Below are 25,854 nucleotides of genomic sequence, written 5' to 3'. Positions count from 1 at the left end.
GGGGCGAGTCGTTGTCCGTTGAATGCCCCGTCCGTCGGACGACCGGCATGGCGGACTTTTCGTGTTGTATGGGTTCGGCCCGGTCGGTCGGAAGACCGGCGGTTCAGCGAGTGGCTCTGTGGAACGAAAAGGAGCTGGTGGAGAGGGCGGATAACGTTTTTTCTCCTCCCCGGGGGAGAAAGTCAGGATACAAGCCGCTCGGGATTCGCGACGGGGCGATGGAGGGACGGCTTGTGGTGTTGCGGCCCGAACGGGGGCAGTGGAGAGTTGCGGCCCGAGGTGTTGCGGCTCGAACGGGACTACAGCGAAGGCGAGGCCCGCCCGGCCATGTGCGGAAATTCATGTGGGGGAATCGAGGCGGAGAAAATAGGATGAATGGATGTTGGGATTCGTTTCCGTGAGGGGCGAGAATCCTGAATAACAACGAATATGCGACGAACGGAACCAATGCGTGTTGGCGACCTGCTCGAGGAGTACCTTCGCGACCGGGCCATGGGACCTGCCTCGATGGAGGGACGGGCCGTGGAGTTGTGGGCCGAGGTGGTCGGCGACTACGTGGCGCGCTGTACCGAGGATGTATATATCCGGGCCGGTGTGCTCTACGTCAGCTTTTCGTCGGCGGCCGTGCGGGCCGAGGTGTTCATGCGACGCCGGTGGCTCGTGGCACAGCTCAACGCACGCATCCGTGCACAGGTGGTGCGCAATATCGTGGTCCGTTGAGGGATCGAACAGTCAGTAAAAACGAAATATGAAAATTAGTGTTGTCATTCCGGTTTACAACGTGGAGCCCTGGATCGAAGGGTGTCTGCGGTCCGTCTTCGCGCAGTGCGAAGCGTTTCCGGACAGTGAACTGGAGTGTATCGTGGTGGACGACTGCGGAACCGACGGGTCGATGGTCCGTGTCGAGGCGATGGCCGGCGAGGCCCGTGAGCACGGTGTCGAGTTCCACATTCTCCGTCACATCCATAACCGGGGTCAGGCCGCTGCCCGCAATACCGGGACGGCCGTGGCTTCCGGTGACTACATCTTCTACCTGGACGGAGACGACCGTCTCGAACCGAGGGCGCTGGCGGCAATGGCTTCCGTGGCCGTCGAAACCGACTTCCCGGACTGGGTGCAGGGAAACTACCGGCGGGTGACACCGACCGGCACGGTGAAGGAAGAGACCCTCTATTACCACCCCGAACAGCCCGTTTATGAGAACCATGCCGAGATCGTGCGTCATTTCGGCCGGCTCAACTTCTCCAATACGACCAACAAACTGATCCGGCTGGACTTCATTCAGGAGAACAAACTGGAGTTCCGCGCCGGTTTGATCTACGAAGACGCGCTGTGGTGTATGCAGGCCTACGAAGTGGTCGAACGGATCGCCACGCTTGGCCCGGTAACCTATCGCCACAACCTGCGTGAGGGGTCGACCATGCGCAGCGCCATGACGTGCCTCAAACTCGACTCGCTGCTCTACATCGTGAAGTACCTGAGCGAGGCTCCGCGGGACATCAATATCGAGCATCAGGCCGTGATCAACGCCGTCTACGGGCTGAAAAACCTCTACCTCGGGTCGTTCGGCAAGGCCTACCGGCGCGAGTGGACCGAGGCGCTCTGGGAAACCGGCGTCCAGCACATGGAGATCGACTATGGGGCGCTGCAACCGCTCAGCCGGCTCGTGGCCCGTGCCCTGCGGCTGAACCTGCTCTGGGCGCGTGCCTATCTGTGGTTGCTGCTCTGGGCCTACGGTGTCTTTCTGGGCATGAAAAAACGGAGGAAAGAGGCATGATTCGCGTCGCTGTGGTTATCGTCAGCTACAATACCTGCGCCTTGTTGCGGGATTGTCTGACGTCGCTGTTCCGGAAAACCCGGATGGCGGCCGACGAGTTTCGCGTCGTGGTCGTCGACAACGCTTCGAGCGACGACTCGGTGCGGATGGTCCGCGAGGAGTTCCCGGCGGTTCTCTGCATCGAGGCCGGCGAAAATCTCGGGTTCGGCCGGGCCAATAACCTGGGGGTCGAGCGGATCGTGGCCGAGTGCGGCGAGGTGAAGTATCTCTTCTTTCTGAATTCCGATACCCTGCTGTTGAACGACGCGGTCGGTCGGCTGGCCGACTTTTTGGATGCCACGCCCCGCGCTGCGGCGGCCGGGGGCAACCTCTACGCGGCCGACAGGGTGACCCCCGCCCAATCCTTCTCGCCGGTCCACGGACTGGACTGGGAACTGCTCCGGCTGATGCCCAACGCTGTCAAACGGCGTGTGTGGCCGCCCGAAACCTGGTTCAACTACGGTATGGAGCCGATTCGGGTGGGGTATATCTCGGGAGCCGACCTGATGGTGCGGCGCGAGGCGCTGGGCGGACGGCAGCCGTTCGATCCCGATTTTTTCATGTATTACGAGGATGTCGAGATATGCGTGCGGCTGACCCGTGCCGGATACGAGGTGTGGTCGGTACCCGACGCGCGGATCGTGCACCTGGGCGGCCAGTCGTGCACCGTCTCGCGGCAGAAGTTCGAACGGATGCAGCAGGCCAAATACCTCTATTACGACAAGACGCGCGGTGCGGCTTACAGCGGTTGGGTCTATCGTCTGACCCAGCTGGGCTACCGGATTCACGAGTGGCTGGGGCGGATGACCGGCAATGCCGCCAAACGCGACCGCTATCGCGAGTGGGCTGAGGTGAATGCGCAGGTGTGGCAGGCGCGGCGTCGGTCGTAAGGTCTTGGCAGTGTGCGGGGTCGCGGGGTGTTTTCCGGCAGAGGTTGAGGGGGTAAAGGTGCGGATGCGTGGGGTGTTTTTCGGAAGAGGTTGAGGAGGTAAAGGTACGGAGGGATGAGCGGTGGCCGGAGAAGGGTGCCCGGGCGAGGCGTTTCGGAAATTGGGTTTGGAAAAGGACGTTGCGGGCCCGCGGTGGTACTGGTTGGTCGGGAATGGAGTGCAGGCTCTATATTTATACGGCTGGACGAGCGCGGGTTTCGCGCTGCTTCGGCGGTTTTAACGAAATCGGGTAAACGTGCACGGGGCGCCTGTCCGTGCGGCGAATAGCGTGCAATCGGAGGGGGCGGAAACGAAACTCCAGTCAGAGCAGAAAACGAATCATGTCGAGAATCTCATACAGCGTCAAGAACGTCAAGGTTTCACTGGTATTCTACATGCTGGTGCTGCTGCTGAATTTCTTTTCGCGGCGCGTCTTTCTCGAAACCCTGGGAAACGAGTTGGTCGGCCTCTCCGAAACGGTCATGGGCTATATCGGCTTCCTGAACCTGGCCGAAATGGGTATCTCCGTGGCCATCGCCAACGTGCTCTACGCGCCGCTCTTCCGCGGCGACCGCGAACAGGTGACGGAACTGGTGTCGCTGCTGGGGTGGCTCTTCCGGCTGGTCGGCATCCTGATCGGGGTGCTCGGGCTGATCTTTGCGGCCTTCATTCCGTGGATCTTTGCCAAGGACATTGCCGGCGGACTCGACCCGGGGCTGATCTATGCGGCTTACTTTACCTTCCTCACCACGACGCTGCTGAGCTACCTGGTCAACTACAAGCAGAACTTGCTGATGGCCGACCAAAAGGGGTATGCCGTTACCAAGGTGCTCAACCTCTGCCTGATTCTGAAGGTGTTGCTGCAGATGGCCCTGCTCAAGTGGGCCGGAGCGGGCTACCTGACGTGGCTGGCGCTGGAGGTGCTCTTCGGCGTGGTGTTCGCCGTGTGGCTCGAGGCAGTGGTGCGGCGCATCTACCCCTGGCTGCGGTCGTCGGCCGTGCGCGGACGGGGGCTGGTGAAACAGTATCGCGAGGTGTTTGCCGGGGTGCGGCGTATCTTTGCCCACCGCATCGCCGGTTTTCTGCTGGTGCAGTCCGACAAACTCATCATCTCGCAGCTGCTCTCGCTCTCGATGGTCACCTTCTATACCAACTATTCGACGATCATCAACCGCGTCACGACCTTCATCACCGGCACCCTCCAAAACAGCTATGCCGGGGTCGGCAACCTGGTGGCCGAGGGCGACTCGAAAAAAATACGGCTGGTTTTCTGGCAGTTCAATGCCATGTACTTTTGGATGGCCGGCATTCTGGCCTTCGCTTTCTATGAACTGATCGACCCCTTTATCGTGCTGTGGCTGCCGGCCGAGCGGTACGAAATCTTCTCTCGGCCGGTGGTGCTGATGCTGGTCGGGACGCTCTTCATCGGGATCGTGCGGCAGACGGTCCAGTATTTCCTGAACGCCTACGGGCTCTACCACGATGTGTGGGCTGCCTGGACCGAAGCGGGGCTGAACGTGGTTATCTCGATTTGGGCCTGCGTACATTACGGAGTGGCCGGGGTCATTGCCGGGACGCTGGTCAGCACCGGGTTGATCGTGATCCTGTGGCGGCCGATCTTCCTCTACCGTCGCGGGTTCCGCACGTCGTCGCTCGAATACTGGATCACCATTCTGAAATATATGGCCATTATCGCGGCCTCGTGGCTGCTGGTAGGTTGGGTCGTGAGCCTCGGCTGGCTCCCCTCTACGAAGAGTTGGGGCGGATGGCTGGTCAGTGCACTGGTGGTGCCGACGCTCTATGCCGTGGTCTGCGGCGGGGCGATGTATTTCTGTTCGCGGGGGATGCGGGCTTTCGTCAAACTGATGAAAGACCTGGCGAAGGGTGCTCTGCTGCGGTTCAAAGGGCGGCTCCTCCTGCGGAAATAATCTGAAGTGAAGGAGTGGGGTGGTGTGCCCAAGTCGTCGGAGCAGCCGAAATCGTCGAAAATAGTCGAAGAGGCCGAAATCGCCGAGGTGGTCTAACAACACAAGGAGAACGGAACCGGGGCGTGTCGGCTTCGGGGAACTTCCGTTATGTGCTGAGTCGGGAGGGGAAGCAATGGGGCGGGGCAGAGGCCGGCAGGGCTAAATCTCTTGAAATGTGCCGGCGCTGACGCTGAAGAGTTTGTAGTTTTCGGTCATCTTGGCGAGGATTCCCTCCAGACGGACTTTGTTGCAGTCGGTGATGAAAATCTGACCGAAGCGGTCCGACGAGACCATGCCGATCAACTGTTCTACGCGCTCCATGTCGAGCTTATCGAAAACGTCATCCAGCAGCAGGATCGGTTTGACGCCGCGCAGCTCCCGGATCAGGTCGAACTGGGCCAGCTTCAGAGCCAGCAACATCGACTTTTGCTGTCCCTGCGAGCCGTATTTGCGGATCGGGAAGCCGAGTATCTCGAGCCGCATGTCGTCGCGGTGGACGCCGCAGTTGGTGAATCCGCAGATCCGGTCGCGCTCCATCGAGGCGGCCAGCAGCTCTTCGAACGGCCGTTCCGTCAGTTCGGACTTGTAGGAGACCTCCACCGCTTCGCGGTCCGACGAGAGCAGGGCGTAGTACTCGGCCACCTTCGGGGCCAGGCGTTCGATCATCTCGGCCCGCTTGCGGTGAACCAGCGTGCCGTTCTCGGCCAGCTGCATGTCCAGCACTTCGAGCACTTCGCCGAAGCCGCCCCCGATGCCGCTTTTCAACAGTCGGTTGCGCTCTTGCAGCAGGTGGTTGTATTTCATGATGGCGGTCAGGTATTCGCGGTCGGTCTGCGACAGAAAGGAGTTGAGGAACCGGCGACGCTCGTCGCCCGATTCGTGGATCAGCGCCGTGTCGCCCGGCGAAACCATCACGATCGGCAGCAGGCCGATGTGCTCGGTGATGCGGTCGTACTCCTTGCCGTTGCGCTTGATGACCTTCCCGCTGCCGCGCCGGAAACTGCAAACTACCGCTTCGCGCTGCTCGCCCTCGCGCAGCGAATAACGACCGTCGAGCATGAAAAAGTCTTCGCCGTGACGGATCGACTGGCCGTCGGTCAGCCCGGTCGAACTCTTGCTCATTGACAGGTACCACACTGCGTCGATCAGGTTGGTCTTGCCCGTGCCGTTGTCGCCCACCAGACAGTTCACGTTGGCCGAAAAGGCCAGCTCGGCCTCTGCGATATTCTTAAAATTCAGTATCGAAATCCGTTCCAGATACATCCTGCGTGCCTTTCACCAATGGTTTGAGGACAAAGATACTCCTTTTTTCGGGCTCTTTCGCACCCCGACTCCCGCAGCGCAGCGTGGCAACCCGCCCGAACGATGTCGGAAGGTAAAAAATTCCGGTCCGGTTTTTTCTAACTTCGGTAAAAAACCATTACTTTTGCCATCGGATTTTCTAAAAACTGATTTTTTTAACCATGGCAGAAACCAATAAAAACCGCCAAACGCAAGACCCTGAACAGGTTATCGAACAGGGCCTGGGCCGTTTTGAACTCTTTATCGAACGCAACGGAAAAGCAATGCTCATCGTACTGGGCGCGATCGTCGTCCTCGTGGGCGGTTACTTCTCGTATAAATACCTCTACCTCGCTCCGCGTGCAGACAAAGCGTCGGCTGCCATGTTCGCAGCACAAAACCAGTTCGAACGCGACTCGTTCGCCCTGGCACTCAACGGCAACGCCTCGTTCGACGGATTCCTGACCATCGCCGACGAATACGGCAACACGCCGCAGGGTAACATCGCCAACCACTATGCAGGCCTCTGCTACCTCTATATGGGCCAGTTCCAGGAAGCCATCGACGCTTTCAAAGCCTATGACGCTACGAAAGACAACGCTGCCGGTGAACTGATCGCTACTCAGAATATCGGTCTGACTGGCGATGCATACGTCGAACTCGGTCAACCCGAAGAGGGCGTGAAATATTACGAACGTGCTGCCGCCAACAGCGACAACATCGCTACCACGCCGGTTTACCTCAAAAAGGCCGCCCTTATCAACGAAAAACTGGGCAACCTTGCCAAAGCGCTCGAACAGTACCAGACCGTGCGCAACAACTATCCCAGAAGCATTCAGGCTCGCGATATCGATAAATTCATCGCTCGCGTGCAGCAGCAACTCTAATCCCGTCCGGCCCCGGGCAATGCGGGGAGTGCCGGGAGGTGACCGTGTGTCCCCGGTTGTAAGGATACCCTATACGGCCCCGAAGGTTGGAAACGACTGGGGCCGTATTTTTGTTCCTACCGACTAGGTCCGATTGCCGCAAGGCTGGGGTCTAGGAAAGTGGGGAGGCAGTGGGGTGAGTGACAAATAGTGAGGAAGTGAAAGGAAAAGTGGCTCAGGTGTCGGTGCAGCGCATATGTTGATGGGCGGAACTGTCGGGTGGAAGGGGTTAAAACGTTTGTTCCTCCGATGTCTGGTTGGTTTCCCGCCTAGTGTGGGGGAGCAACAGCAAATGGGGGTGTTCCCGGGAGTGAAGATGTTGCCGGGGAACGGCTAGGGGTAAGACCTTACAGCGCGGTTTTCATACGAAAAACTTTTAATACAGCATATTCAATGGCTTCTAATCTGAAAAATCTCTCCGTTTTCGACCGTCCGGTGCCTTCGGCAGCCGAAATGTCGTTCGGGATCGTCGTGGCGGAGTGGAACCACGCGATCACCAGCGCACTGCTCGACGGTGCGATCGCTACGCTGCGTGCCGCCGGTTGTCCGGAGGAAAAAATCAGCGTCAAATGGGTCCCCGGGACCTTTGAACTCGCCATGGGCGCTCAGTATTTCGCCGAATATACCAATGTCGATGCCGTGATCGTGCTCGGTTGCGTTATCCAGGGCGATACCCGGCACTTCGATTTTGTGTGCCAGGGGGTGACCCAGGGTGTGCAGCAGATGCAGTTGAGTTGGAACATGCCCATTGCGTTCGGCGTGCTGACCACCAACGACCAGCAGCAGGCATTGGACCGTGCCGGTGGAAAACTCGGCAACAAAGGCGACGAGGCTGCTGCTACGGCCATTAAGATGGTCGCACTGCAACGCGAGATGGAACTGGAAGATAATGGTGAAGCTGCAGCATCGGGACGTGGTTCCGTTGTGAACTAGCGATCCGATCTACATTTTTAAGCGCAGACAGGACCCGAGGGGGACTTCCTGCGCTTTTTTGTTGTTGCGCAGCAGGCAGTCACTGCTCGGGGAGCGGCCCGCGTGAGGGATGAGGATCACTTGTTCCGTCAATCGGGAAATAGACTTGTGTATCCCTATTGCAATTATTCATGTAGTCGGTCGGACACTTTGCGTAATAAAAAATCGGCGTAAAATAGAGTCATTGTTCGGGGAGCGGCCCGCGCCAAGGGGCGGGATCACCCGTCCCGACGAGCGGAAAATCTAAAAAATATACCCCAATCGTCTTCAGCGCTTTCCCAATATTCCGGGGAGGCTGAACAGAAAAAACGTATCTTTCTGTTCAGCCTCCCCGGATGGCTTACACCACGTGTCTCTTCCGGCGGTCTTCAGTTCCAGTCTCCCCGGCAGGCACATTCCTGCCCTTTAGCGAAAAAAACAGAGCGCAGACATCGGCCTGCGCTCTGTGATACTATCGCTCTTGCCAACGACCTACTGTGCAGCCGGAGCCGTGTAGACCCGTGCGCCCAGCTCCTTGTCGATCATGTAGAGACCCATCTTGCTGTCTTCGACCATCTTGAGCTGATCCAGAATGTCGCGTACGTTCTCTTCCTCCTCGACCTGCTCGTTCACGAACCATACCAGTTTGTTGGCCGTGGCGTAATCCTTTTCGTCGTCGGCCGTGCGGCACAGACCGTCGATCAGCGCCGTTACCTTCTGTTCGTGGGCCAGCGTGTCGCGGAACATGGCCAGCGGAGACTCCCATTCGGTCGGAACGGCAGCAATCGGACTCAGCGTAACCTTGCCGCCGCGAGCCTGTACGTAGTCGATGAACAGTTGGGCGTGGTCCTGTTCCTCCTTGAACTGGATGGCAAACCAGTTGGCCATCCCTTTGTATCCTTTGGCCGAGGCATCGAGTGACATCGAAAGGTAGAGGTAGGCCGACCACAACTCGGCGTTGATATGCGCATTCAGCGCTTCCTGCATTTTGGTGCTTAACATGGTGTGTATGAATTGATGTGAAACTCTGTGTACGGTGCGAGATGGGCTCTCGCAGGGCGGCGTGTCAGTGCCGGATGTCACGTTTTTTGTGTCTCCGGGGCGACGCGCTGCCGACGAACAGAGAGCAAAAATCGTACAATTCGACCGGATGGCAGGCGAAATCCTCAAATTGTCAGGTGACTGGCAGAGGTGGCTGTCAGTCGTGTAATCCGTTGCTTCGGCAGCGGCCCGTTGAACGGCGTGTCGGGCATGTGGCCCGTAGTGGTGTGAACCCTTAGTGGCTCGATTGTCCGGTCAGCGACCGACGATCCCGGCGTGGAATTTCGAGCGTCGGGTACAATAAAAAACAGGTTCCAATCTGCCACGGAAACCGTTACCTTTGCGTAACTGAAAAAAGAGACCCTACGATGGATTATACCTTATCCCAGATAGCCGCCATCACGGGCGGCACCCTTCATGGCGACGACCGGCGGATGACGGCCATTGCCACGGACAGTCGGAACCATATCGCACGGCCCGACGAAACACTGTTCGTCGCCCTGGCCGGTCCCAGCCACGACGGACACCACTATATCCCCGATCTGTACGGGCGCGGTGTCCGCAGTTTCCTGGTGGGAAGTGTGCCGCTTCATGCGGCCGAGACGCTGCCCGGCGCTTCGTTTGTGACCGTGCCCGATCCGCTCACCGCACTGCAGGCGCTGGCCGCCTATCATCGGAACCAGTACAACGGTACGGTGGTCGCTGTGACCGGCAGCAACGGCAAAACGGTCGTTAAAGAGTGGATCGCCCAGCTTTGGCCCGAAGGTGCGGGCCGCCTCTTCCGCAGTCCGCGCAGTTACAATTCGCAACTCGGCGTGGCCCTGTCGCTGTTGATGATCCGCGGCGACGAGCAACTGGTGGTGATCGAGGCCGGCATTTCGCGTCCCGGCGAAATGGAACGCCTCGAAGCGATGATCCGTCCGCAGATCGGCATCCTGACCAACCTCGGATCGGCCCACAGCGAAAACTTCAACTCCGACGAGCAGAAACTTGACGAAAAACTCAAACTCTTCCAACGTGCCGAGTCAATCATCTATCATGCCGACAGCCCGCTGATCGCCAAACATGTCGGCAAACGGTTCGGCAAGTCGTCCGAACGGCTGCACGGCTGGCGGGCCGACGAGGTGATTGACACGGCGTCGCACTTCTCGGACTATGCCTCGCGCGAGAACGCGGTGCACGTTGCACAACTGTACAAATTGCTGGGTATCACGCCCAAGCCTTTCTCGGTACTGCAACCCGTGGCCATGCGGCTCGAACAGCGCGAAGGGATCCTCGGCAGTACGGTCATCAACGACGCTTATAACAGCGACCTTACGGCGCTCGGCATTGCGCTCGACTATCTCGATCAGAATGCCGGCGAACGGCCCAAGGCGTTGATCCTTTCCGATATTCTTCAGGCCGGGTTGAAAACCGACGAACTCTATCGTCAGGTGGCCGCACTGGTGCAGGAGCACGGTGTGGCCGATCTGGCCGGCATCGGACCCGAGATTACCTCGGCTGCTCACCACTTCGTTGCGCTGCTCGGCCCCGACCACGCCCGTTTCTATGCGACGACGGACGAATTCCTGCGCCATACCGACAAGGAACGTTATGCCGGTCAGGCGATTCTGGTCAAGGGGAGTCGCATGTTCGGTTTCGAGCGCATCAGCCGGATGTTTGAAAAACGGACCCACACCACGACGCTGGAGGTCAACCTCGGCGCGATGGCGGCCAACCTGGCCCATTTCCGCGCCATGCTCCGTCCCGAAACGCGGGTGATGGTGATGGTCAAGGCCCACTCCTATGGTACCGGTTCGGGCGAAGTCGCTGCCATGCTGCAGCACGAAGGGGTCGACTATCTGGCCGTCGCTTTTGCCGACGAGGGTATCGCGCTGCGTGAGGCGGGCATCCACCTGCCGATCGTGGTGCTCAACTCCGACCCGGGCAGCTTCGCGGTGATGGCCGACTATGACCTCGAACCCGAAATCTATTCATTCACGTCGCTGCGGAACTACGCCGCCGAGATGCGCAGCCGGGGGATTACCGGTGCGCCGATCCACCTGAAAATGGATACGGGGATGCACCGCCTCGGTTTCATGCCCGACGAGATCGAAACCCTGTGCGAAGAGCTGAAGGCGGAAGCGGCCGTGAAGGTACGGTCGATCTTCTCGCACCTGGCGGCTTCGGAAGATCCTGCCGAGGATGACTTCACCCGCGGGCAGATTGCCCTCTTCGAACGGATGAGCGGTCGTATCATCGAGGCGCTGGGCGACTCCTCGATTCTGCGCCACATTTGTAACAGTGCGGGCATCGCCCGCTTCCCGGAGGCCCATTTCGACATGGTGCGTCTGGGCGTGGGGCTTTACGGCATCGAAAATCCGGAGTTGCAGGTGGCGGCGACGCTCAAAACGCAAATCGTGCAGATCAAGACGCTCGACCGGGGCGATACGGTGGGTTACAACCGCCGCGGAGTGGTCACCGGGCCGATGCGCACGGCGACCATCCCGATCGGATATGCCGACGGCATGGACCGCGGTCTGGGTCGCGGTGCCGGACAGGTCTGCATCCGCGGGGTGTTGTGCCCCACGTTCGGCAATATCTGTATGGATACCTGCATGATCGACATCACGGCGCTGCCCGAAGCGCAGGAGGGCGACGAGGTGGTGATCTTTGGCGAACGGCCCACGGTGCAGGAGGTGGCGCGGGTGCTGGATACGATCTCTTACGAGGTGCTGACTTCGGTGTCGGCCCGTATCAAACGAATTTACGTCCGGGAGTAGGAGTCCGGCAGGAACAAATCAGATGTTGAGAGTATTTTAGGTGTGTTTTTTTGTGTGATATATTTTGTATTATTGCAAAACAAAACCATAAAATCGTTCGATTAAGAGGAAGAAAAAATAACTTGGGTTAATGACGGTTGTTGCCATCCTGTCATTGGGTTCGGGTGCATTTACGGCGTATCGTCTGGCGCAGTCCGAAACGGAGATTTCCGATCTTACCCTTGCCAATCTCGAAGCCATGGGGGCTTCTTTAGGAGATTTGGAGTTCATAGACCCTTTTTGGCCGCCGCCAGGTGAAAATCGCAATGCCTGGGTGCCTGATCATTTCAACCCTGGCCACAAGTTTTGTGCAGGCTCCGGTCATGAATGTTGAGTTGCTGTAGATAACAATTAGGTTATAAATTTTCGACTTTTTCCCGCATAGCGGGAAAAAGTTTTTATATCTTGAGGATAATGAATCGAACAGGATTATTCAGCTTGTTTGCAGCGTGTCTGCTCGTTGCCTGCGGCGCTCCGCACAAACAGGAGACGGTGATCGGTACCAGCGGGCTGCGTACCGTACGGATCGACAAAAATACCCTTTCTCTTCCGCTCGACAGTATCGTCAGCAAAGTCCGGTATGTCAAACTCGAGACCGAAAAACAGAGCCTGATAGGGCAGCCCGTGCAAACGTTTTTTATCGACAGTCTGGTGATCGTAGCGGATAATCGGTTTTCGCCGCGGGCCGTCGGTTTCGACCTCGACGGCAACCACCGTTACACCTACGGAGCCTATGGAAGAGGCCCCGGCGAATACTCCGAACTCAGTGCCGTTGCGCTGACTCCCGATCGTGATCGCTTGGTTATCGCCGACTATGCTGCCGCACGTTATCACTATTACCGGTTGGACGGTACCTTCGACCACAGCAGCGATATTTTCTGGCGGGGTTGCGGTTTTGAATTTCTGGCACCGGACACCATCGCCACCACCAATTTTGGCAACGTCTATCTCAACGGAGAAGGCGAACAGTCCGGCATGTTGGTTATCTCCGGCACGACCGGCAGCGAGGGAACCCAACTATTCCCATACCTCTTCAAAAACGGCCTAATGCCGCTTAATCCAGTCGGGAGCCTCCGCAAATACGGCGATACGGTCTATTATATCCCTTCGCTGACTGATACTGTTTATCGTGTATCTCCGACGGCTCTGCAAGCCGTATACGCCATCGACATTGAAGGAGCGGAACGTCCGGGATATGATGTTACCGTGCAGGAATATGCCGACTTAATGAACAAAACGCCTTATTTTAACGGTAATTTCGTCGAAACCGATAGCTATGCCGCATTCGGTCTGGCGCCTTATTCTCCCTATCCGGTTTTTTACAATAAAGTAACAGGAAAAAGCTATCGGATCGAAGCGCCGAAGCAGGAGGGCCTGTGCAGCTTCTTCCGCGACGGTTACCTGCTCAGCGGAAGGGGGACGAATACATTGGTTACCGAAATGAGCGCGGCGGAGATATTGGATAAGGCTGGCAGCATGGAGCAACCTCTGCCCCCGGAGGTCGAAGCGTTGATCGACGAGCTGGAGGAGAACGACAATCCGGTGATTTTTCTCTACGACATCGTATTGCCGGAGTAAATCGGATTTTGACCGGATGTCGAGATTACGGTGAAAGACGTTATCTTTGCGACTGCTTTTCGTAATTGATATGCGGCAGGCAGTTTTTCATTACCAACATTCGAACCATGCTTCAGGCAGCCCTTTTCGATATGGACGGCGTGATCGTCAACAACCGAGACGCCCATTTACAGGCCTTCGATCTATTTGCAAAACGTTACGGCATCGCCAATTTCGACCCGATGAGCCTGCTTCCCTATTTCGGCTCGACCAACGAGGTGATTATGAAATTCGTGTTCGGACGCGACGACATCCCGGCCGATGAGGTGGAACGCCTCTCGCAGGAGAAGGAACAGATCTATCGCGACCTGTACGACCCGGTGATGGCTCCGGCTTCCGGACTGGTCGATCTGCTCGAAACGCTCCGCAGCGCGGGTGTACGGATTGCCGTGGGCAGCTCGGCGCCCCGGGTCAATGTCGATTTCGTGCTGGAAAGGTGCCGCATCGCCCGCTATTTCGATGCGGTGGCCTGCGGTTCCGAAATCTCGCACAGCAAACCCGATCCGGAGGTCTATCTGCTCGCCGCCAAAAAACTGGGGGTGTCTCCGGCCGATTGCGTTGTTTTTGAAGACGCTTTCGTCGGGATGGAGGCTGCTCACCGAGCCGGGGCTAAAGTGGTCGCGTTGGCTTCGACCTTTACGCGCGAGATGATCGAACAGCGAGGCGGTTACGACTGGTTGGCGGATAATTTCCACGACGTGACGCTCGCGGGATTGCAGCATCTTTGGAAGTAGTCGCGCCTATTCTCGGGATAGAAACAGTACGGAACTGCCCTCACGCCGGGCGGGCGGTGCCTTCGGGCACCCCGACAGAGTGGTATTACCTCGAACAGTTGTAAGACAAAAGTGTATGTATTGCGGCTATTAGAGGTATTAGCAGTTTTGTCGGTAATACCAATATTGGCGGTAAGACCACTCATTGCTCCGCCGCGAGCACGCGGACGCCGCCCGCGCAGGGCAGTCGAAAAACGATCCGCTATCTCTGCGGGGCGAAGTACGAGACTTTTGGCTTGTGTCCCGTTTGTGGCAAATGGTCCGTCTGAAAAATACAGATCCGGCCGAAACGGTGTTTATACCTGTTTCGGCCGGATCTGTATGTATGGCGGCTGAAGGTGAACGAGGGGATCGTTCGCTGAGGTGTTTGGCTGATTCCCGTGGCAGTGGGGTAGAGAAGGGGTCAGTGTTGTCCGATGCGTAGCAGAAAATCGACCGTGTCTATGCCGTCGGCGTAGTCGTGCCATCCGGGACGTTGTGCCTGACCTAGCTTCACGCGGCGGGGAAAGGTGGGCGGAATGGCACCTCCGGCGCATTGCAGCTCTGTCTCGTGGGTCGTGAGCCACTCCTCGACCTGGGCCGGATCGCTGTATTCCGACCACAGCACTTCGGCGATTTTCGGCGTCTCGGGGCCCTCCTCGATCGGAACGTGGCGCAGAATGAAACTCTCGCCGTCGTGCCACCGGCAACCGCTCATGGCCGCCATGGCGCGTGCGTAGCGGTAACACTGGGCGTAGCGTGTGGCTTCGGCGGGTGAAAACGGGAGGTGGGCGGCCAGATGTCGGGTCAGGGGGGCGAGGTCGTGGCCCGTCGGAACGAAGAGGCGGACGATGCTGCGGCAACCCAAGCCCCAGTAGAGAAACAGGTCACAGGTCAGTCCTTTCAGTTCTTCGTCCGTCTCGTTGCCGGTCAGTACGGCGACACTTTGCCGGGCACCGCGCAGCAAGGTGGGGATGGCGGCAAGTTCCCGGGCGAAATGGTCGTGGGCGGCATTGCCTCCGGTGGCGATGGCTCCATCGAGCCCCTGTTCGGGCAGGCGGTCGACCCATTCGATGGTACACCCTTCGTCTCGAAGCCTTTCGACGACGAATTGCATCAGTGGCCTGTCTTTCGACGAAGGTTTGACTACGGGAGTGTGCCCCGTGGCGACGACAGCGGCCAGATCGGCGAATCCGACCAACGGCAGATTACCAGCCATGACGATCCCGATGCGGCCCGGGTGCCAATGGTCGGGAAACCGATAGGCGGATAACCATTCCGTCAGGCTCTCACGTGTGAGCATCTCGTGGCGCAGCGCATCGACAGCCGAAGCGATTTGACCGGGTGTGAACCACTCGTTTTTACTACCGGCAGCTGTAACCGCTTTCTCCCATTCGGCCCCCTGGAAACAGTCGGCCAATTTCATCAGAGGTTCGATTCTCCAATTTCCCATCTTTTTCCTACTTTTAACACGTCGTTCGGCGACTCTTGTGTGAAGAAGTGTGGCCCGCACGGCTTTAGGATGCGCAGCATCCTCGAAAAGTTCTTTGGGTCCCTTTCTTACAAGAAAGGGACGGTTCTCTCCCGAAAGTCTCTCCCGAAAGTCTCTCCCGAAAGTCTCTCCCGAGAAAGCACCCGTGCAGCCAAAGATAATACGCAATATCCAAAAACAAGAACAGTAAAAAGCAGATAAACACCCATGAAATTCTTAGCCCTGATTCCCGCCCGATATGCCTCCAGCCGATTCCCCGGCAAACCCCTGGCCGACATTCACGGCAAACCGATGATCCAGCGCGTTTATGAGCGTAGTGCCAGCGTATTTGGCGAAGCCTGCTATGTGGCTACGGACGATCCCCGCATCGAGGCAGCCGTCCGGGCGTTCGGCGGTCGCGTGATCATGACCTCGACTGCTCACCGCTCCGGGACAGACCGTTGTGCTGAAGCACTCGATACGGTCGAAAGACAGACCGGCGAACGGTTTGACATCGTGGTTAACATTCAGGGCGACGAGCCCTTTATCGCCACCGAACAGCTGGAACAGATCCGCCATTGCTTTGATGATCCCGCCGTGGAGCTGGCTACACTGGTCAAACCGTTCGGAGCTGATGAGGATATTTTTAACGAAAACTCGCCCAAGGTAGTCCTGTCTGCTGCCGGCGACGCGCTCTATTTCAGCCGCAGCCCCATTCCCTTCCTGCGTGGCGTGGCGCGCGAAGAGTGGCAGCAGTCGCACACCTATTATAAACATATCGGTCTGTATGCCTACCGCAGCGATGTGTTGCGCGCCGTGACGCGGCTGCCGCAGTCGACCCTCGAAAAGGCCGAGTCGCTCGAACAGTTACGTTGGCTCGAGAACGGATATCGTATCCGTACGGCCGTCACGACCCTCGAAAGTCACGCCATCGATACGCCCGAAGATCTGCAAAGCGTACTTCGGCTCTTTGCGGAAGAGGCTTAAAATCGCTGTACTTACCTCAAAGAGGGGGGCATGTCGTTAAATTGATAAAGTCTCTCTTGTCCCGACTGGCACGTCCGGGTGAATTTTTGTGCGGAAGTGCGAGTGGGGATTAATGTTCTGGCACGGTTTTGGGCGGGCATTTGCTCCCGTCCCAAACCGTGCTGATTGTTCTTGTCATTTTCGGCAGGCCCGGGGTGGGCTGGCGGTGGGGCATGATGGTATGTGTGAGCAAGAGAATGTGCGATCTGTTGAAGCCGAAGCGGTGAGGATAGCAGACTATCTGTTTGCGGTACAATATTCTGATTGTTAGCCTGAAATCATATCTGCCGGACAGTACTTCATGCGGCTATCTCTTCGTGGCAGGTTGTCGGTGCCGTCACCTGCTTGTTGACCGATTGACCGCGGTCCAAAATGTAGAAAAAATCGTTTTGTTTTTTCGGCATCAGATTTGCAATGAAAGAAAAAGTGTTTACCTTTGGAACGTAAATTTTCTACGCAGCCTAACAGCGAATCCAGGTAGAAAACATTAATTCTTTAAATTTTACGGACCCACGCACGGCAGAACCATTCGCCCTGATGATGAAAGGTTCTCCGTTGTTCCCCATGTTTGTCTGCGTGACGAGTCCGAATATACCTTATATTCTTGATTACATGCAAGATAAAGAGACACTGGAACGCATGACCCTCGGTCAGTTGCGTTCGATGGCCGAAGCCGCAGGAGTCGTTAAAGGCAAAGGGTATGTCAAAAAACAGGAGCTGATCGAACGGTTGCTCACTGTTGAGGCGGCGCCCGCAGTGCCGGCTCAGACAACGGCTCCGGTCGATACTCCTGCGACGACACCTGCTCCGGCACCGACCGGAAAACGTGGACGTGCAAAACGTTCGGCAGAAGCTGGTCACTCCCCCAATGCAGCCAAAGAACACGTGGCTCAAAAACCAACGCAAGTGTCTGAGAACCAGCAGTCTCAATCGCGGAATCAACAGCCTCAAAATCAACAGCCTCAAAATCAACAGCCGCAACCATCGGAGCCGCAAAATCAGACACAGACCCAGGCACAGCAGTCGGCGGTTCAGTCTCCCTCGGCAACGGCTCCCAATGTGTCGCAACAACAGGCTACAGGACGGAAAAAACGTCGCCGCATAGCGGCCGACAACGATAACGCGAATACGGCGCGTCCCGAACAGCCTTTCCACGCCGATGCGACGGGGACAACGCAGGCTCCCGTTGCGCAGTCGTTCAGCGCAAGCCCTGAAAAAAACGGCGATCGTTATGTGTCGCAGGGGCAAAACCGTTACGGAAATCGCGGGCGCTATCAACAGAACGCAAATGGCGGACAGCCCGCTGCGGCCGAAGAGTCCGCTATGGCCCGTCCGCAGTCTTCGGCCAATCCGAATCTTCCGGTCGTTCAATCGCAACCAGCGGGGACGGTGATGGCTCAGCAGGCTCAGCCTCAGTCCTCTCAAAATTCTCCGGCTGTGCCCCAGCAACTTCCCGCACAGCAAAACCAGTTCGCTCAGCAAGCGCCGGCACAGCCCCAACAGACTCCGCAACCCCGCAAGATTGATCATCAGAACGATTTTCTCGGCGTCATCAACTGCGAAGGTGCTCTGGAGGTGATGCCCGACGGTTACGGATTCCTGCGCTCGGCCGACTACAACTACCTGAACTCGCCCGACGACGTTTACGTTTCGCCCGTGCAGATCAAAAGCTACGGCCTCAAACAGGGCGATACGGTCAAGGGGATCATCAAACCGCCGCGCGAAGGCGAAAAGTATTTTCCGTTGGTCAAGGTGCTGGAAGTCAACGGTCTGCAACCCGAAATGGTGCGTGACCGGATTCAGTTCGAATTCCTGACCCCGCTCTTCCCCGAAACCAAATTCAATATCACCTCAAACGGGCATAACAACCTGTCGACCCGCGTGGTAGACCTCTTTTCGCCCATCGGCAAAGGGCAGCGTGCACTGATCGTGGCCCAGCCGAAGACCGGTAAGACGATGTTGCTCAAGGCGATAGCCAATGCCATTGCCGACAACCATCCCGAGGCCTACATGATTATGCTGTTGATCGACGAGCGCCCCGAGGAGGTGACCGATATGGCCCGCAGCGTCAAGGCCGAGGTGATCGCCTCGACGTTCGACGAGCAGGCTTCGCGTCACGTGAAGGTGGCTGAAATGGTGCTCGAAAAGGCAAAACGCATGGTCGAATGCGGTCACGATGTGGTGATCTTCCTTGACTCGATTACCCGTCTGGCCCGGGCCTACAACACCGTGCAGCCTGCTTCCGGAAAGGTCCTTTCGGGTGGGGTCGATGCCAATGCGCTCCACAAACCCAAACGTTTCTTCGGTGCGGCCCGCAATACCGAAGAGCGCGGTTCGCTGACCATTATCGCCACGGCGCTGATCGATACCGGCTCGAAAATGGACGAGGTGATCTTCGAAGAATTCAAAGGTACCGGTAACATGGAGCTGCAACTCGATCGCAAACTCTCCAACAAACGCATCTATCCGTCGGTGGACATTACCGCCTCTTCGACCCGTCGCGACGACCTGCTGCTCGACCGCGATACGTTGCAGAAGATCTGGATCCTGCGTCGTCACTTGACCGATATGAACTCCGTCGAGGCGATGGAGCTGGTCAAAAAGCAGATGGAGGGTACGGTTTCGAACGAGGAGTTCCTCGCCACGATGAACAAATAACGCGAGTGGTTCGGCTGATTCCAGCCGCCGCGTATCATACATAGTAGATTGATTCAAAAAATCCCGTCAAGCCGTTGAGGCTTTGACGGGATTTTTTGTAGGCGGGGATTAACGATAAATGAGGCCAGAAAGTGGGGTTGCGCTGAGTGATTCCGGGAAGTCCGGTCGGCGGCGGGTCGAAATCCCCGGCCGGTTTGTCGCTGCGAGCCTGTTCGTGGCGGCAGGGGGAAGGTTGAGGTGATGGCCCGGTTAGCGCATCTGTCGGAAAAACTCCCACAGGACGACGCCTCCGCTGACCGAAACATTCAGCGAATGTTTCGTGCCCACTTGTGGAATCTCGATAGCCCCGTGGCACAGGTCCACAACCTGTTGGCTGACCCCTTCGACTTCGTTGCCGAACACCAGGGCGAATTTGGTGTCGGGAGCAAAAGTGGTCAGATCCAACCGGTCCAGTTGGATCGCACCGTGAACCTGCTCAACGGCCAGCAGCGTGTAACCCGCTTCCCGCAACCGCTGTACGGCCGTCGTGCTCTCCTTTTCGTACTCCCAGGCTACGGTCATTTCGGCTCCGAGCGCGCTTTTGTGGATCTCGCGCGAGGGCGGCGTGCCGGTAATGCCGCACAAAACCAGTCGTTCGATACCGAAAGCGTCGCCCGTACGGAAGAATGCTCCCACGTTGTTGGAGCTCCGTACGTTATCCAGTACGACGGTAAGCGGCAGTTTCGTCTGGGCTGCAAACTCTTCAGGGGTCGGGCGTCCCAACTCTTCGTTCGTTATTTTTTGCATATCGGTGGTCTCTTGCTGTGTATCTGTCGTTCTCCGAGCGCCGGGCAGGCGGTCAGCGTGTCGTGTTGTCGATCGTTGTGGTCTTACCGGAACCTGCCTGCGTTCTCGGCGGGTTTGTGAATCGTTTGAACAAAGGTAATGAAAAAATAATAATTATAAAACGCGGAATATAAAAATATTTAAATATATTTGAATATTATTTTAATAATAAAAATTCTTGCTCGAAAAATCCGAGTTGAGTGAAATAAATCGCAAAAAATCGCTACCTTTCAACGAAAATATCCACTAAACCCATCCGCTTATGTGTGCAAACATTCCTCTGATCTTTTGGCTCGTACCCATTGCCGCACTCGTAGCACTTGGCTTTGCTCGCTACTTCTTCGTCAACATGAAGCGTCAAAGCGAAGGAAACGAAACCATGCGTACCATCGCCAGCCATGTCCGTAAGGGCGCCATGGCCTACCTCAAACAACAGTACAAAATCGTCGGAATCGTATTCCTCGTACTGTGTATCTTTTTTGCCGTCCTGGCCTACGGCTTCGGCGTCCAGAACCCGTGGGTGCCGTTCGCTTTCCTGACCGGCGGTTTCTTCTCCGGTCTGGCCGGTTATATCGGCATGAAAACGGCTACCTATGCCTCGGCACGTACCGCTCAGGCTGCCTCCGAATCGCTCAACCGCGGACTGAAGGTCGCCTTCCGCTCCGGTGCCGTGATGGGGCTGGTCGTGGTGGGCCTCGGCCTGCTCGACATCTCGGTCTGGTACCTGGTGCTCGAATGGTTCTATAACGATATTACAACGACCCAGAAACTTGTCATCATCACCACCACCATGCTGACCTTCGGGATGGGTGCCTCGACACAGGCGCTCTTTGCACGTGTCGGCGGCGGTATCTACACCAAAGCCGCTGACGTCGGTGCCGACCTGGTCGGTAAGGTCGAAGCCGGTATCCCCGAAGACGACCCCCGCAACCCCGCTACCATCGCCGACAACGTGGGCGACAACGTGGGTGACGTGGCCGGTATGGGCGCCGACCTCTATGAAAGCTACTGCGGCTCGATCCTCGCTACCGCTGCACTCGGGGCGTCGGCCTTTGCCATTGCGCCTGAAATGCAGCTCAAGGCGGTGCTTGCTCCGATGCTGATCGCTGCGGTCGGTATTCTGCTCTCGATCATCGGAATCTACCTGGTCAAGACTAAAGAGGGGGCTTCGATGAAGTCGCTGCTGAAGGCGCTCGGTCTGGGGGTCAATACCAGTTCTGTGCTGATCGCCATCGCTACGTTCGTGATCCTCTGGCTGCTGGGGCTCGAAAACTGGCTGGGCATCTCGTTCTCGGTGATCTGCGGTCTGGTGGCCGGTATCATCATCGGGCAATCGACCGAATACTACACCTCGCAATCGTATAAGCCTACGAAGAAGGTGGCCGAAAGTTCCAAGACCGGTCCTGCAACGGTGATCATCTCGGGGATCGGGTTGGGGATGCTCTCTACGGCCATTCCGGTGATTACGATCGCTGCGGCCATTATCCTCGCATTCCTGTGTGCCATCCACTTCGATGTGGCCAACCTGTTGACGGCTCAAAATCTGTCGCTGGGGCTCTACGGTATCGGTATCGCGGCCGTCGGGATGCTCTCCACGCTGGGTATCACGCTGGCTACGGACGCTTACGGGCCGATTGCCGACAATGCCGGCGGTAATGCCGAAATGAGCGGTCTCGGGCCGGAAGTCCGTAAGCGTACCGATGCTCTCGATGCCCTCGGCAATACGACGGCGGCTACGGGTAAAGGCTTTGCCATCGGTTCGGCTGCACTGACGGCACTTGCGCTGATGGCCTCTTACCTCGAAGAGATCAAAATGGGTCTCCAGCATATCGGGGTGAAGACCATCGAGGTACTGGGCAATGCAGTGCCGGTTGAAACGGCTACGCTGCCTGACTTCATGGAGTACTACCAGGTGAATCTGATGAATCCCAAAGTGCTGATCGGTGTCTTCATCGGCTCGATGATGGCTTTCGTCTTCTGCGGGCTGACCATGAATGCCGTGGGACGTGCCGCACAGTCGATGGTCGAAGAGGTGCGTCGCCAGTTCCGCGAAATCAAGGGGATCCTCACGGGTGATGCTACGCCGGATTATGCTCGTTGTGTCGCCATCTCGACCAAGGGTGCTCAGCGCGAAATGCTGATGCCGTCGATTCTGGCTATCGTTGCGCCGATCGTGACGGGTATCGTTTTCGGTGTAGCAGGTGTGCTGGGACTGCTGGTCGGTGGTCTGGGGGCCGGTTTCGTGCTGGCTATCTTCATGGCCAACTCGGGCGGTGCGTGGGACAACGCCAAAAAGTATATCGAAGAGGGTAACCTCGGAGGCAAAGGGTCGGATGCCCATAAGGCTACGGTTGTGGGCGACACCGTGGGCGACCCGTTTAAAGATACGAGCGGCCCGTCGCTGAACATCCTGATTAAACTGATGAGTATGGTCGCTATCGTGATGGCGGGGCTGACCGTGGCTTACAGTATCCTGTAATTTTCGGGGTAGTTCTGATTTGAGAAACAGGGCAGAGTATTTTATACTCCGCCCTGCCTCTGTTTGGCGCTATGTGAGAGAACTGTACGGAACTGCCCTCACGCCGGGCGGGCGGTGCCGCGGGCACCCCGTCAGAGGGGTATTACCTCGAACGAGCGTGATGCGAAAGTTTATGCAATGCGGCTGTTGGCGGGTTTAGCAAGTCTGGACGGGAATGCCGATATTGGAGGTAATAGCCCTCATTGCTCCGCCGCAGCGAAGATGAAATAAGCGATACGCAGTATCGCCCGCTCCGCCGCGAGCACGCGGCCGCCGCCCGCGCAGGGCAGTCGAAGAGCAGTTTATCTAAGAATAAAGCCCGCTCAAAGAGAAACGAACGATTCGCCGTTGGGCGAATCATTCATTTCTCTCTTTCTTCGTGTTCGCGGACTTTTGTAGTACAGCATTGCGGACAGTATGGAACTGCCCTCACGCCGGGCGGGCGGTGGCTTCGGCCACATCGACAGAGTGGTATTGCCTCGAATAGAGGTCATTCCGAAATTGTGTGTATACGGCTGTTTGAGGTAATGCCTCTCATTGCTCCGCCGCAGCGAAGATGAAATAAGCGATACGCAGTATCGCCCGCTCCGCCGCGAGCACGCGGCCGCCGCCCGCGCAGGGCAGTCGAAGAGCAGTTTATCTAAGAATAAAGCCCGCTCAAAGCGAAACGAACGATTCGCCGTTGGACTAATCGTTCGTTTCTCTCTTTATCGCGTTTCGCGGGCTTTTTGAGTACGAAGCATCGAGACCAGTATGGAACTGCCCTCACGCCGGGCGGGCGGTGCCGCGGGCACCCCGTCAGAGTAGTATTACCTCGAATAAACGTAATACAGAGAAGTTGATGTAACGTGGCTATTAAGCTGTTATTGGGACGGAGGGTATGAGAACCTTATGCAGGAAAATTGGAAAAGCAAACGCCCGACAGTCGTCAGATGCCGGGCGTTTGCTTGAAAATCACTCTCTAAATCTATTTCAGGTATTTCAGACGGGAACGGGTAATGGTGCTCTCCTTGACCGGGTCGTGCGGTTTGGAGGCGATGTTGAAGTTCAATCCGAAACCGACTGATTGATAAACCTGTAGGTAATCCCACGGCTTGGGGATACGCCCCTCATTCCGTTTTTCCTGCGCTTTGGGGGTAGCGATTTGGTCGTTGTAAATCATATTGACAACGATGGAGGCACTGATGACGTTCGTAAATTTAAAGGTCATTGTGTTATTCCACGTAGCCGAAGGCGGGAGCTCGTAGTTCCAGAATCCGTCGAGTTGGGTGGCGTATTCAATCTTGTTTTTGGCAAACTGGGTTTTGTATATCACGCGTGCCTGAGCACCGATCTGAGCTTTGAATTTCGGGTTCTCGGTGTTGGGGTCGATCCCGAAGCCCCCCTTCCGGGAGAGCGAGTCGTTCAGTACGAAAATGAATTTCCCGGCGATCGGCGATATGAAAATGTTGATTTTCTTACTCGGGGGTTCGTAGGTGAAACCGCCGGAGATTTCAACGGTACCCGGTGCCATGAACGACGATTTCCATACTTTCGGAGCCTCGGCCGGATAGTCGTAACTCTTGGTGAATTGTGATTTCCAGATCAACGATGCGGAGAGTTTCCACCGGGTCGATATATTCCAACTGGGAGTGGTCGTGACATCGAAAAAGTCCACATTCTTACGCGTCTGTCCCGAGGTACGGATCAGACCGTACTGGGCGTTCATCACGGTCTTGATACTGAATACGGGGGCCGTATAGTTGTGCTCCATATTGAGAGACGCTAAACCGGAATAGGAGTTGTCCCCCCCCTGTTGCCAGTTGGTGAAGCTCACCTGCGTAATGCTCAAACCGGGTTTGATGACGTAGCTGTTGCGCTGTTTGGTCCGTAATTTGCGCAGATATTTGTCGTAGGCGTCGCTGTACAGTTCAAACTTCAGTTCGGTGGTGGGTTTGGGAGCTTTGATCATCGTATCGGGTATGGCCTCGAGACGAACAGCTTGTTTCCGCGGATTGAATTGTGCCGATGCCGGTCCCACGGCCAGTACCAGAAGCAGTGCGGCCAGCAGTGGATTTTTGAGCAGAATGTGTAGCTTTGTAACCATAGTGTTCGGCCGTTGAATTTCCGGCGGTTGTATTTGCAAATTTACAAAAAATAACGATTCGCATGAAATATTTTGGAGCACATGTCAGTGCATCGGGCGGTGTCGAAAACGCACCGCTCAATGCTCATATGATTGGGGCCGGTGCGTTTGCCCTTTTCACGAAGAATCAGCGGCAATGGGTCGCTGCGCCGTTGACGCCAGCTCAAATTGATGCTTTTCGGGCTCGGTGTGAGGAATACGGTTATCGTCCGTTCCAGATTTTGCCTCATGACAGTTATCTGATTAATCTGGGGCATCCGGATGAGGCTGGGTTGCAGAAGTCGCGGCAGGCGTTTACGGATGAGATGAAACGTTGTGAGTTGCTGGGGCTCGACCGGCTTAACTTCCATCCCGGTAGTACGTTGAAAGAGATCGGTGAGGAGGAGTGTCTGGCACGCATTGCGGAGTCGATCAACCTGGCTTTGGAGGCAACTTTGGGGGTGACCGCCGTGATTGAAAATACGGCCGGTCAAGGCTCCAATCTCGGCTGGAAATTTGAACATTTGGCCTATATTATTGATCGGGTGGAGGATAAAAGTCGTGTCGGAATCTGTATCGATACGTGTCATGCCTTTTCGGCCGGGTACGACCTTAGCACGGCCGAGGCGTGTGAACGTACCTTTGCGGAACTGGATCGCGTTGTGGGGTTGCGTTATCTGCGTGGAATGCACTTAAATGATGATCTGAAGGCTCAGGGAAGCCGGGTCGACCGTCATGCGCCGCTGGGTGATGGGACGCTGGGGCTCGAAGTGTTTCGATACGTAGCAGCCGATCCGCGATTCGATGATATGCCATTGATTCTCGAAACGCCAGATGAGAGTCGTTGGCCGGACGAAATCGCTCAGTTATACGCTTTTGCCGGGCAGCCTGCTCCTGGAGTCCCAACGAGATAGGTTAAGACGTTTGGTGGGGGATTACTCTAAGAGCGATGGCTGGTACCTTTAATAGCCTCAATACATTAACATTCGTAATTACGCCTGTTTGAGGTAATACCCCTCTGTCGGGGTGCCCGCGGCACCGCCCGCCCGGCGTGAGGGCAGTTCCGTACTGGTTTTATCCTGGGGATGAATAGATGCTCGATTTTTATTTACGACAAATCGAGCATCTCTCATTAAGCAGATTTCATTTTGGCAGATCGTTCTTCGACTGC

The 25,854-nt window shown here is 56.8% G+C and carries 19 protein-coding genes; 14 read left to right on the top strand and 5 right to left on the bottom strand.

The window, feature by feature from the left end; genetic code table 11:
* Positions 1-429: 429 nt before the first annotated feature.
* From BQ5379_RS03980 to BQ5379_RS03965, 4 genes are all read left to right on the top strand, one after another.
* On the top strand, positions 430-720 hold the full coding sequence (locus tag BQ5379_RS03980; protein ID WP_071134239.1) for a DciA family protein: 291 nt from the start codon (positions 430-432) through the stop codon (positions 718-720).
* Between the two features lie 28 nt (positions 721-748).
* Entirely contained in the window at positions 749-1,777 is a 1,029-nt protein-coding gene (locus BQ5379_RS03975) for a glycosyltransferase family 2 protein (protein ID WP_071134238.1), read from the top strand.
* On the top strand, positions 1,774-2,706 hold the full coding sequence (locus BQ5379_RS03970) for a glycosyltransferase family 2 protein (RefSeq protein ID WP_071134237.1): 933 nt from the start codon (positions 1,774-1,776) through the stop codon (positions 2,704-2,706). Before BQ5379_RS03975 ends, BQ5379_RS03970 begins: the two co-directional genes overlap by 4 nt.
* Before the next feature lie 380 nt (positions 2,707-3,086).
* On the top strand, positions 3,087-4,673 hold the full coding sequence (locus BQ5379_RS03965; RefSeq protein ID WP_071134236.1) for a lipopolysaccharide biosynthesis protein: 1,587 nt from the start codon (positions 3,087-3,089) through the stop codon (positions 4,671-4,673).
* A 198-nt stretch (positions 4,674-4,871) separates the two neighbouring features.
* On the opposite strand, the gene recF is transcribed toward BQ5379_RS03965, so the two are convergent.
* A complete protein-coding gene (recF, locus tag BQ5379_RS03960; protein WP_071134235.1) occupies positions 4,872-5,975 on the bottom strand; it encodes a DNA replication/repair protein RecF in 1,104 nt (367 codons plus the stop codon).
* A 200-nt stretch (positions 5,976-6,175) separates the two neighbouring features.
* Here recF and BQ5379_RS03955 point away from each other — a divergent pair, with 200 nt between their 5' ends.
* Positions 6,176-6,880 carry a tetratricopeptide repeat protein gene (locus BQ5379_RS03955; protein WP_071134234.1) on the top strand — a complete coding sequence of 235 codons (705 nt, stop codon included), beginning with the start codon at positions 6,176-6,178 and terminating at the stop codon, positions 6,878-6,880.
* A 432-nt stretch (positions 6,881-7,312) separates the two neighbouring features.
* On the top strand, positions 7,313-7,852 hold the full coding sequence (gene ribH / locus BQ5379_RS03950; RefSeq protein WP_071134233.1) for a 6,7-dimethyl-8-ribityllumazine synthase: 540 nt from the start codon (positions 7,313-7,315) through the stop codon (positions 7,850-7,852).
* A gap of 510 nt (positions 7,853-8,362) precedes the next feature.
* Here the strand turns inward: ribH and BQ5379_RS03945 are convergent.
* On the bottom strand, positions 8,363-8,872 hold the full coding sequence (locus BQ5379_RS03945; protein ID WP_083377571.1) for a ferritin: 510 nt from the start codon (positions 8,870-8,872) through the stop codon (positions 8,363-8,365).
* 407 nt (positions 8,873-9,279) lie between these two features.
* Here BQ5379_RS03945 and alr point away from each other — a divergent pair, with 407 nt between their 5' ends.
* From alr to BQ5379_RS03925, 4 genes are all read left to right on the top strand, one after another.
* Positions 9,280-11,673, top strand: a complete 2,394-nt coding sequence (gene alr, locus BQ5379_RS03940) for an alanine racemase (protein WP_071134232.1) — start codon at positions 9,280-9,282, stop codon at positions 11,671-11,673.
* 130 nt (positions 11,674-11,803) lie between these two features.
* Positions 11,804-12,046, top strand: a complete 243-nt coding sequence (locus BQ5379_RS03935) for a hypothetical protein (protein ID WP_071134231.1) — start codon at positions 11,804-11,806, stop codon at positions 12,044-12,046.
* 80 nt (positions 12,047-12,126) lie between these two features.
* Positions 12,127-13,290, top strand: a complete 1,164-nt coding sequence (locus BQ5379_RS03930) for a 6-bladed beta-propeller (protein WP_083377570.1) — start codon at positions 12,127-12,129, stop codon at positions 13,288-13,290.
* Positions 13,291-13,397: 107 nt separating this feature from the next.
* Positions 13,398-14,063, top strand: a complete 666-nt coding sequence (locus BQ5379_RS03925; RefSeq protein ID WP_071134229.1) for an HAD family hydrolase — start codon at positions 13,398-13,400, stop codon at positions 14,061-14,063.
* A 442-nt stretch (positions 14,064-14,505) separates the two neighbouring features.
* Here the strand turns inward: BQ5379_RS03925 and BQ5379_RS03920 are convergent, their stop codons facing one another.
* Positions 14,506-15,534, bottom strand: a complete 1,029-nt coding sequence (locus BQ5379_RS03920; RefSeq protein ID WP_143039382.1) for an aldehyde dehydrogenase family protein — start codon at positions 15,532-15,534, stop codon at positions 14,506-14,508.
* Between the two features lie 246 nt (positions 15,535-15,780).
* Between BQ5379_RS03920 and kdsB the strand changes: the two genes are divergently transcribed.
* Both kdsB and rho read left to right on the top strand, forming a co-directional pair.
* Positions 15,781-16,539 (top strand): 3-deoxy-manno-octulosonate cytidylyltransferase, encoded by a 759-nt coding sequence (gene kdsB, locus BQ5379_RS03915; protein WP_071134227.1) that lies wholly within the window; start codon positions 15,781-15,783, stop codon positions 16,537-16,539.
* 651 nt (positions 16,540-17,190) lie between these two features.
* A complete protein-coding gene (rho, locus tag BQ5379_RS10985) occupies positions 17,191-19,236 on the top strand; it encodes a transcription termination factor Rho (protein WP_083377569.1) in 2,046 nt (681 codons plus the stop codon).
* Positions 19,237-19,485: 249 nt separating this feature from the next.
* Here rho and BQ5379_RS03900 read toward each other — a convergent pair whose 3' ends face one another.
* Positions 19,486-20,022 carry an RNA methyltransferase gene (locus BQ5379_RS03900; protein WP_071134225.1) on the bottom strand — a complete coding sequence of 179 codons (537 nt, stop codon included), beginning with the start codon at positions 20,020-20,022 and terminating at the stop codon, positions 19,486-19,488.
* A 301-nt stretch (positions 20,023-20,323) separates the two neighbouring features.
* Here BQ5379_RS03900 and BQ5379_RS03895 point away from each other — a divergent pair, with 301 nt between their 5' ends.
* Positions 20,324-22,540 (top strand): sodium-translocating pyrophosphatase, encoded by a 2,217-nt coding sequence (locus BQ5379_RS03895; protein ID WP_071134224.1) that lies wholly within the window; start codon positions 20,324-20,326, stop codon positions 22,538-22,540.
* 1,006 nt (positions 22,541-23,546) lie between these two features.
* On the opposite strand, the gene BQ5379_RS03890 is transcribed toward BQ5379_RS03895, so the two are convergent.
* Entirely contained in the window at positions 23,547-24,665 is a 1,119-nt protein-coding gene (locus BQ5379_RS03890) for a DUF3078 domain-containing protein (protein ID WP_071134223.1), read from the bottom strand.
* A gap of 62 nt (positions 24,666-24,727) precedes the next feature.
* Here BQ5379_RS03890 and nfo point away from each other — a divergent pair, with 62 nt between their 5' ends.
* Positions 24,728-25,597, top strand: a complete 870-nt coding sequence (gene nfo / locus BQ5379_RS03885) for a deoxyribonuclease IV (RefSeq protein WP_071134222.1) — start codon at positions 24,728-24,730, stop codon at positions 25,595-25,597.
* Positions 25,598-25,854 lie beyond the last annotated feature (257 nt).

The organism is Millionella massiliensis (assembly GCF_900104655.1).
Taxonomy (GTDB): Bacteria; Bacteroidota; Bacteroidia; order Bacteroidales; family Rikenellaceae; genus Rikenella; species Rikenella massiliensis.
Note: the sequence above shows the minus strand (reverse complement) of the source record. Positions and strands in the feature narration are given on the sequence as shown.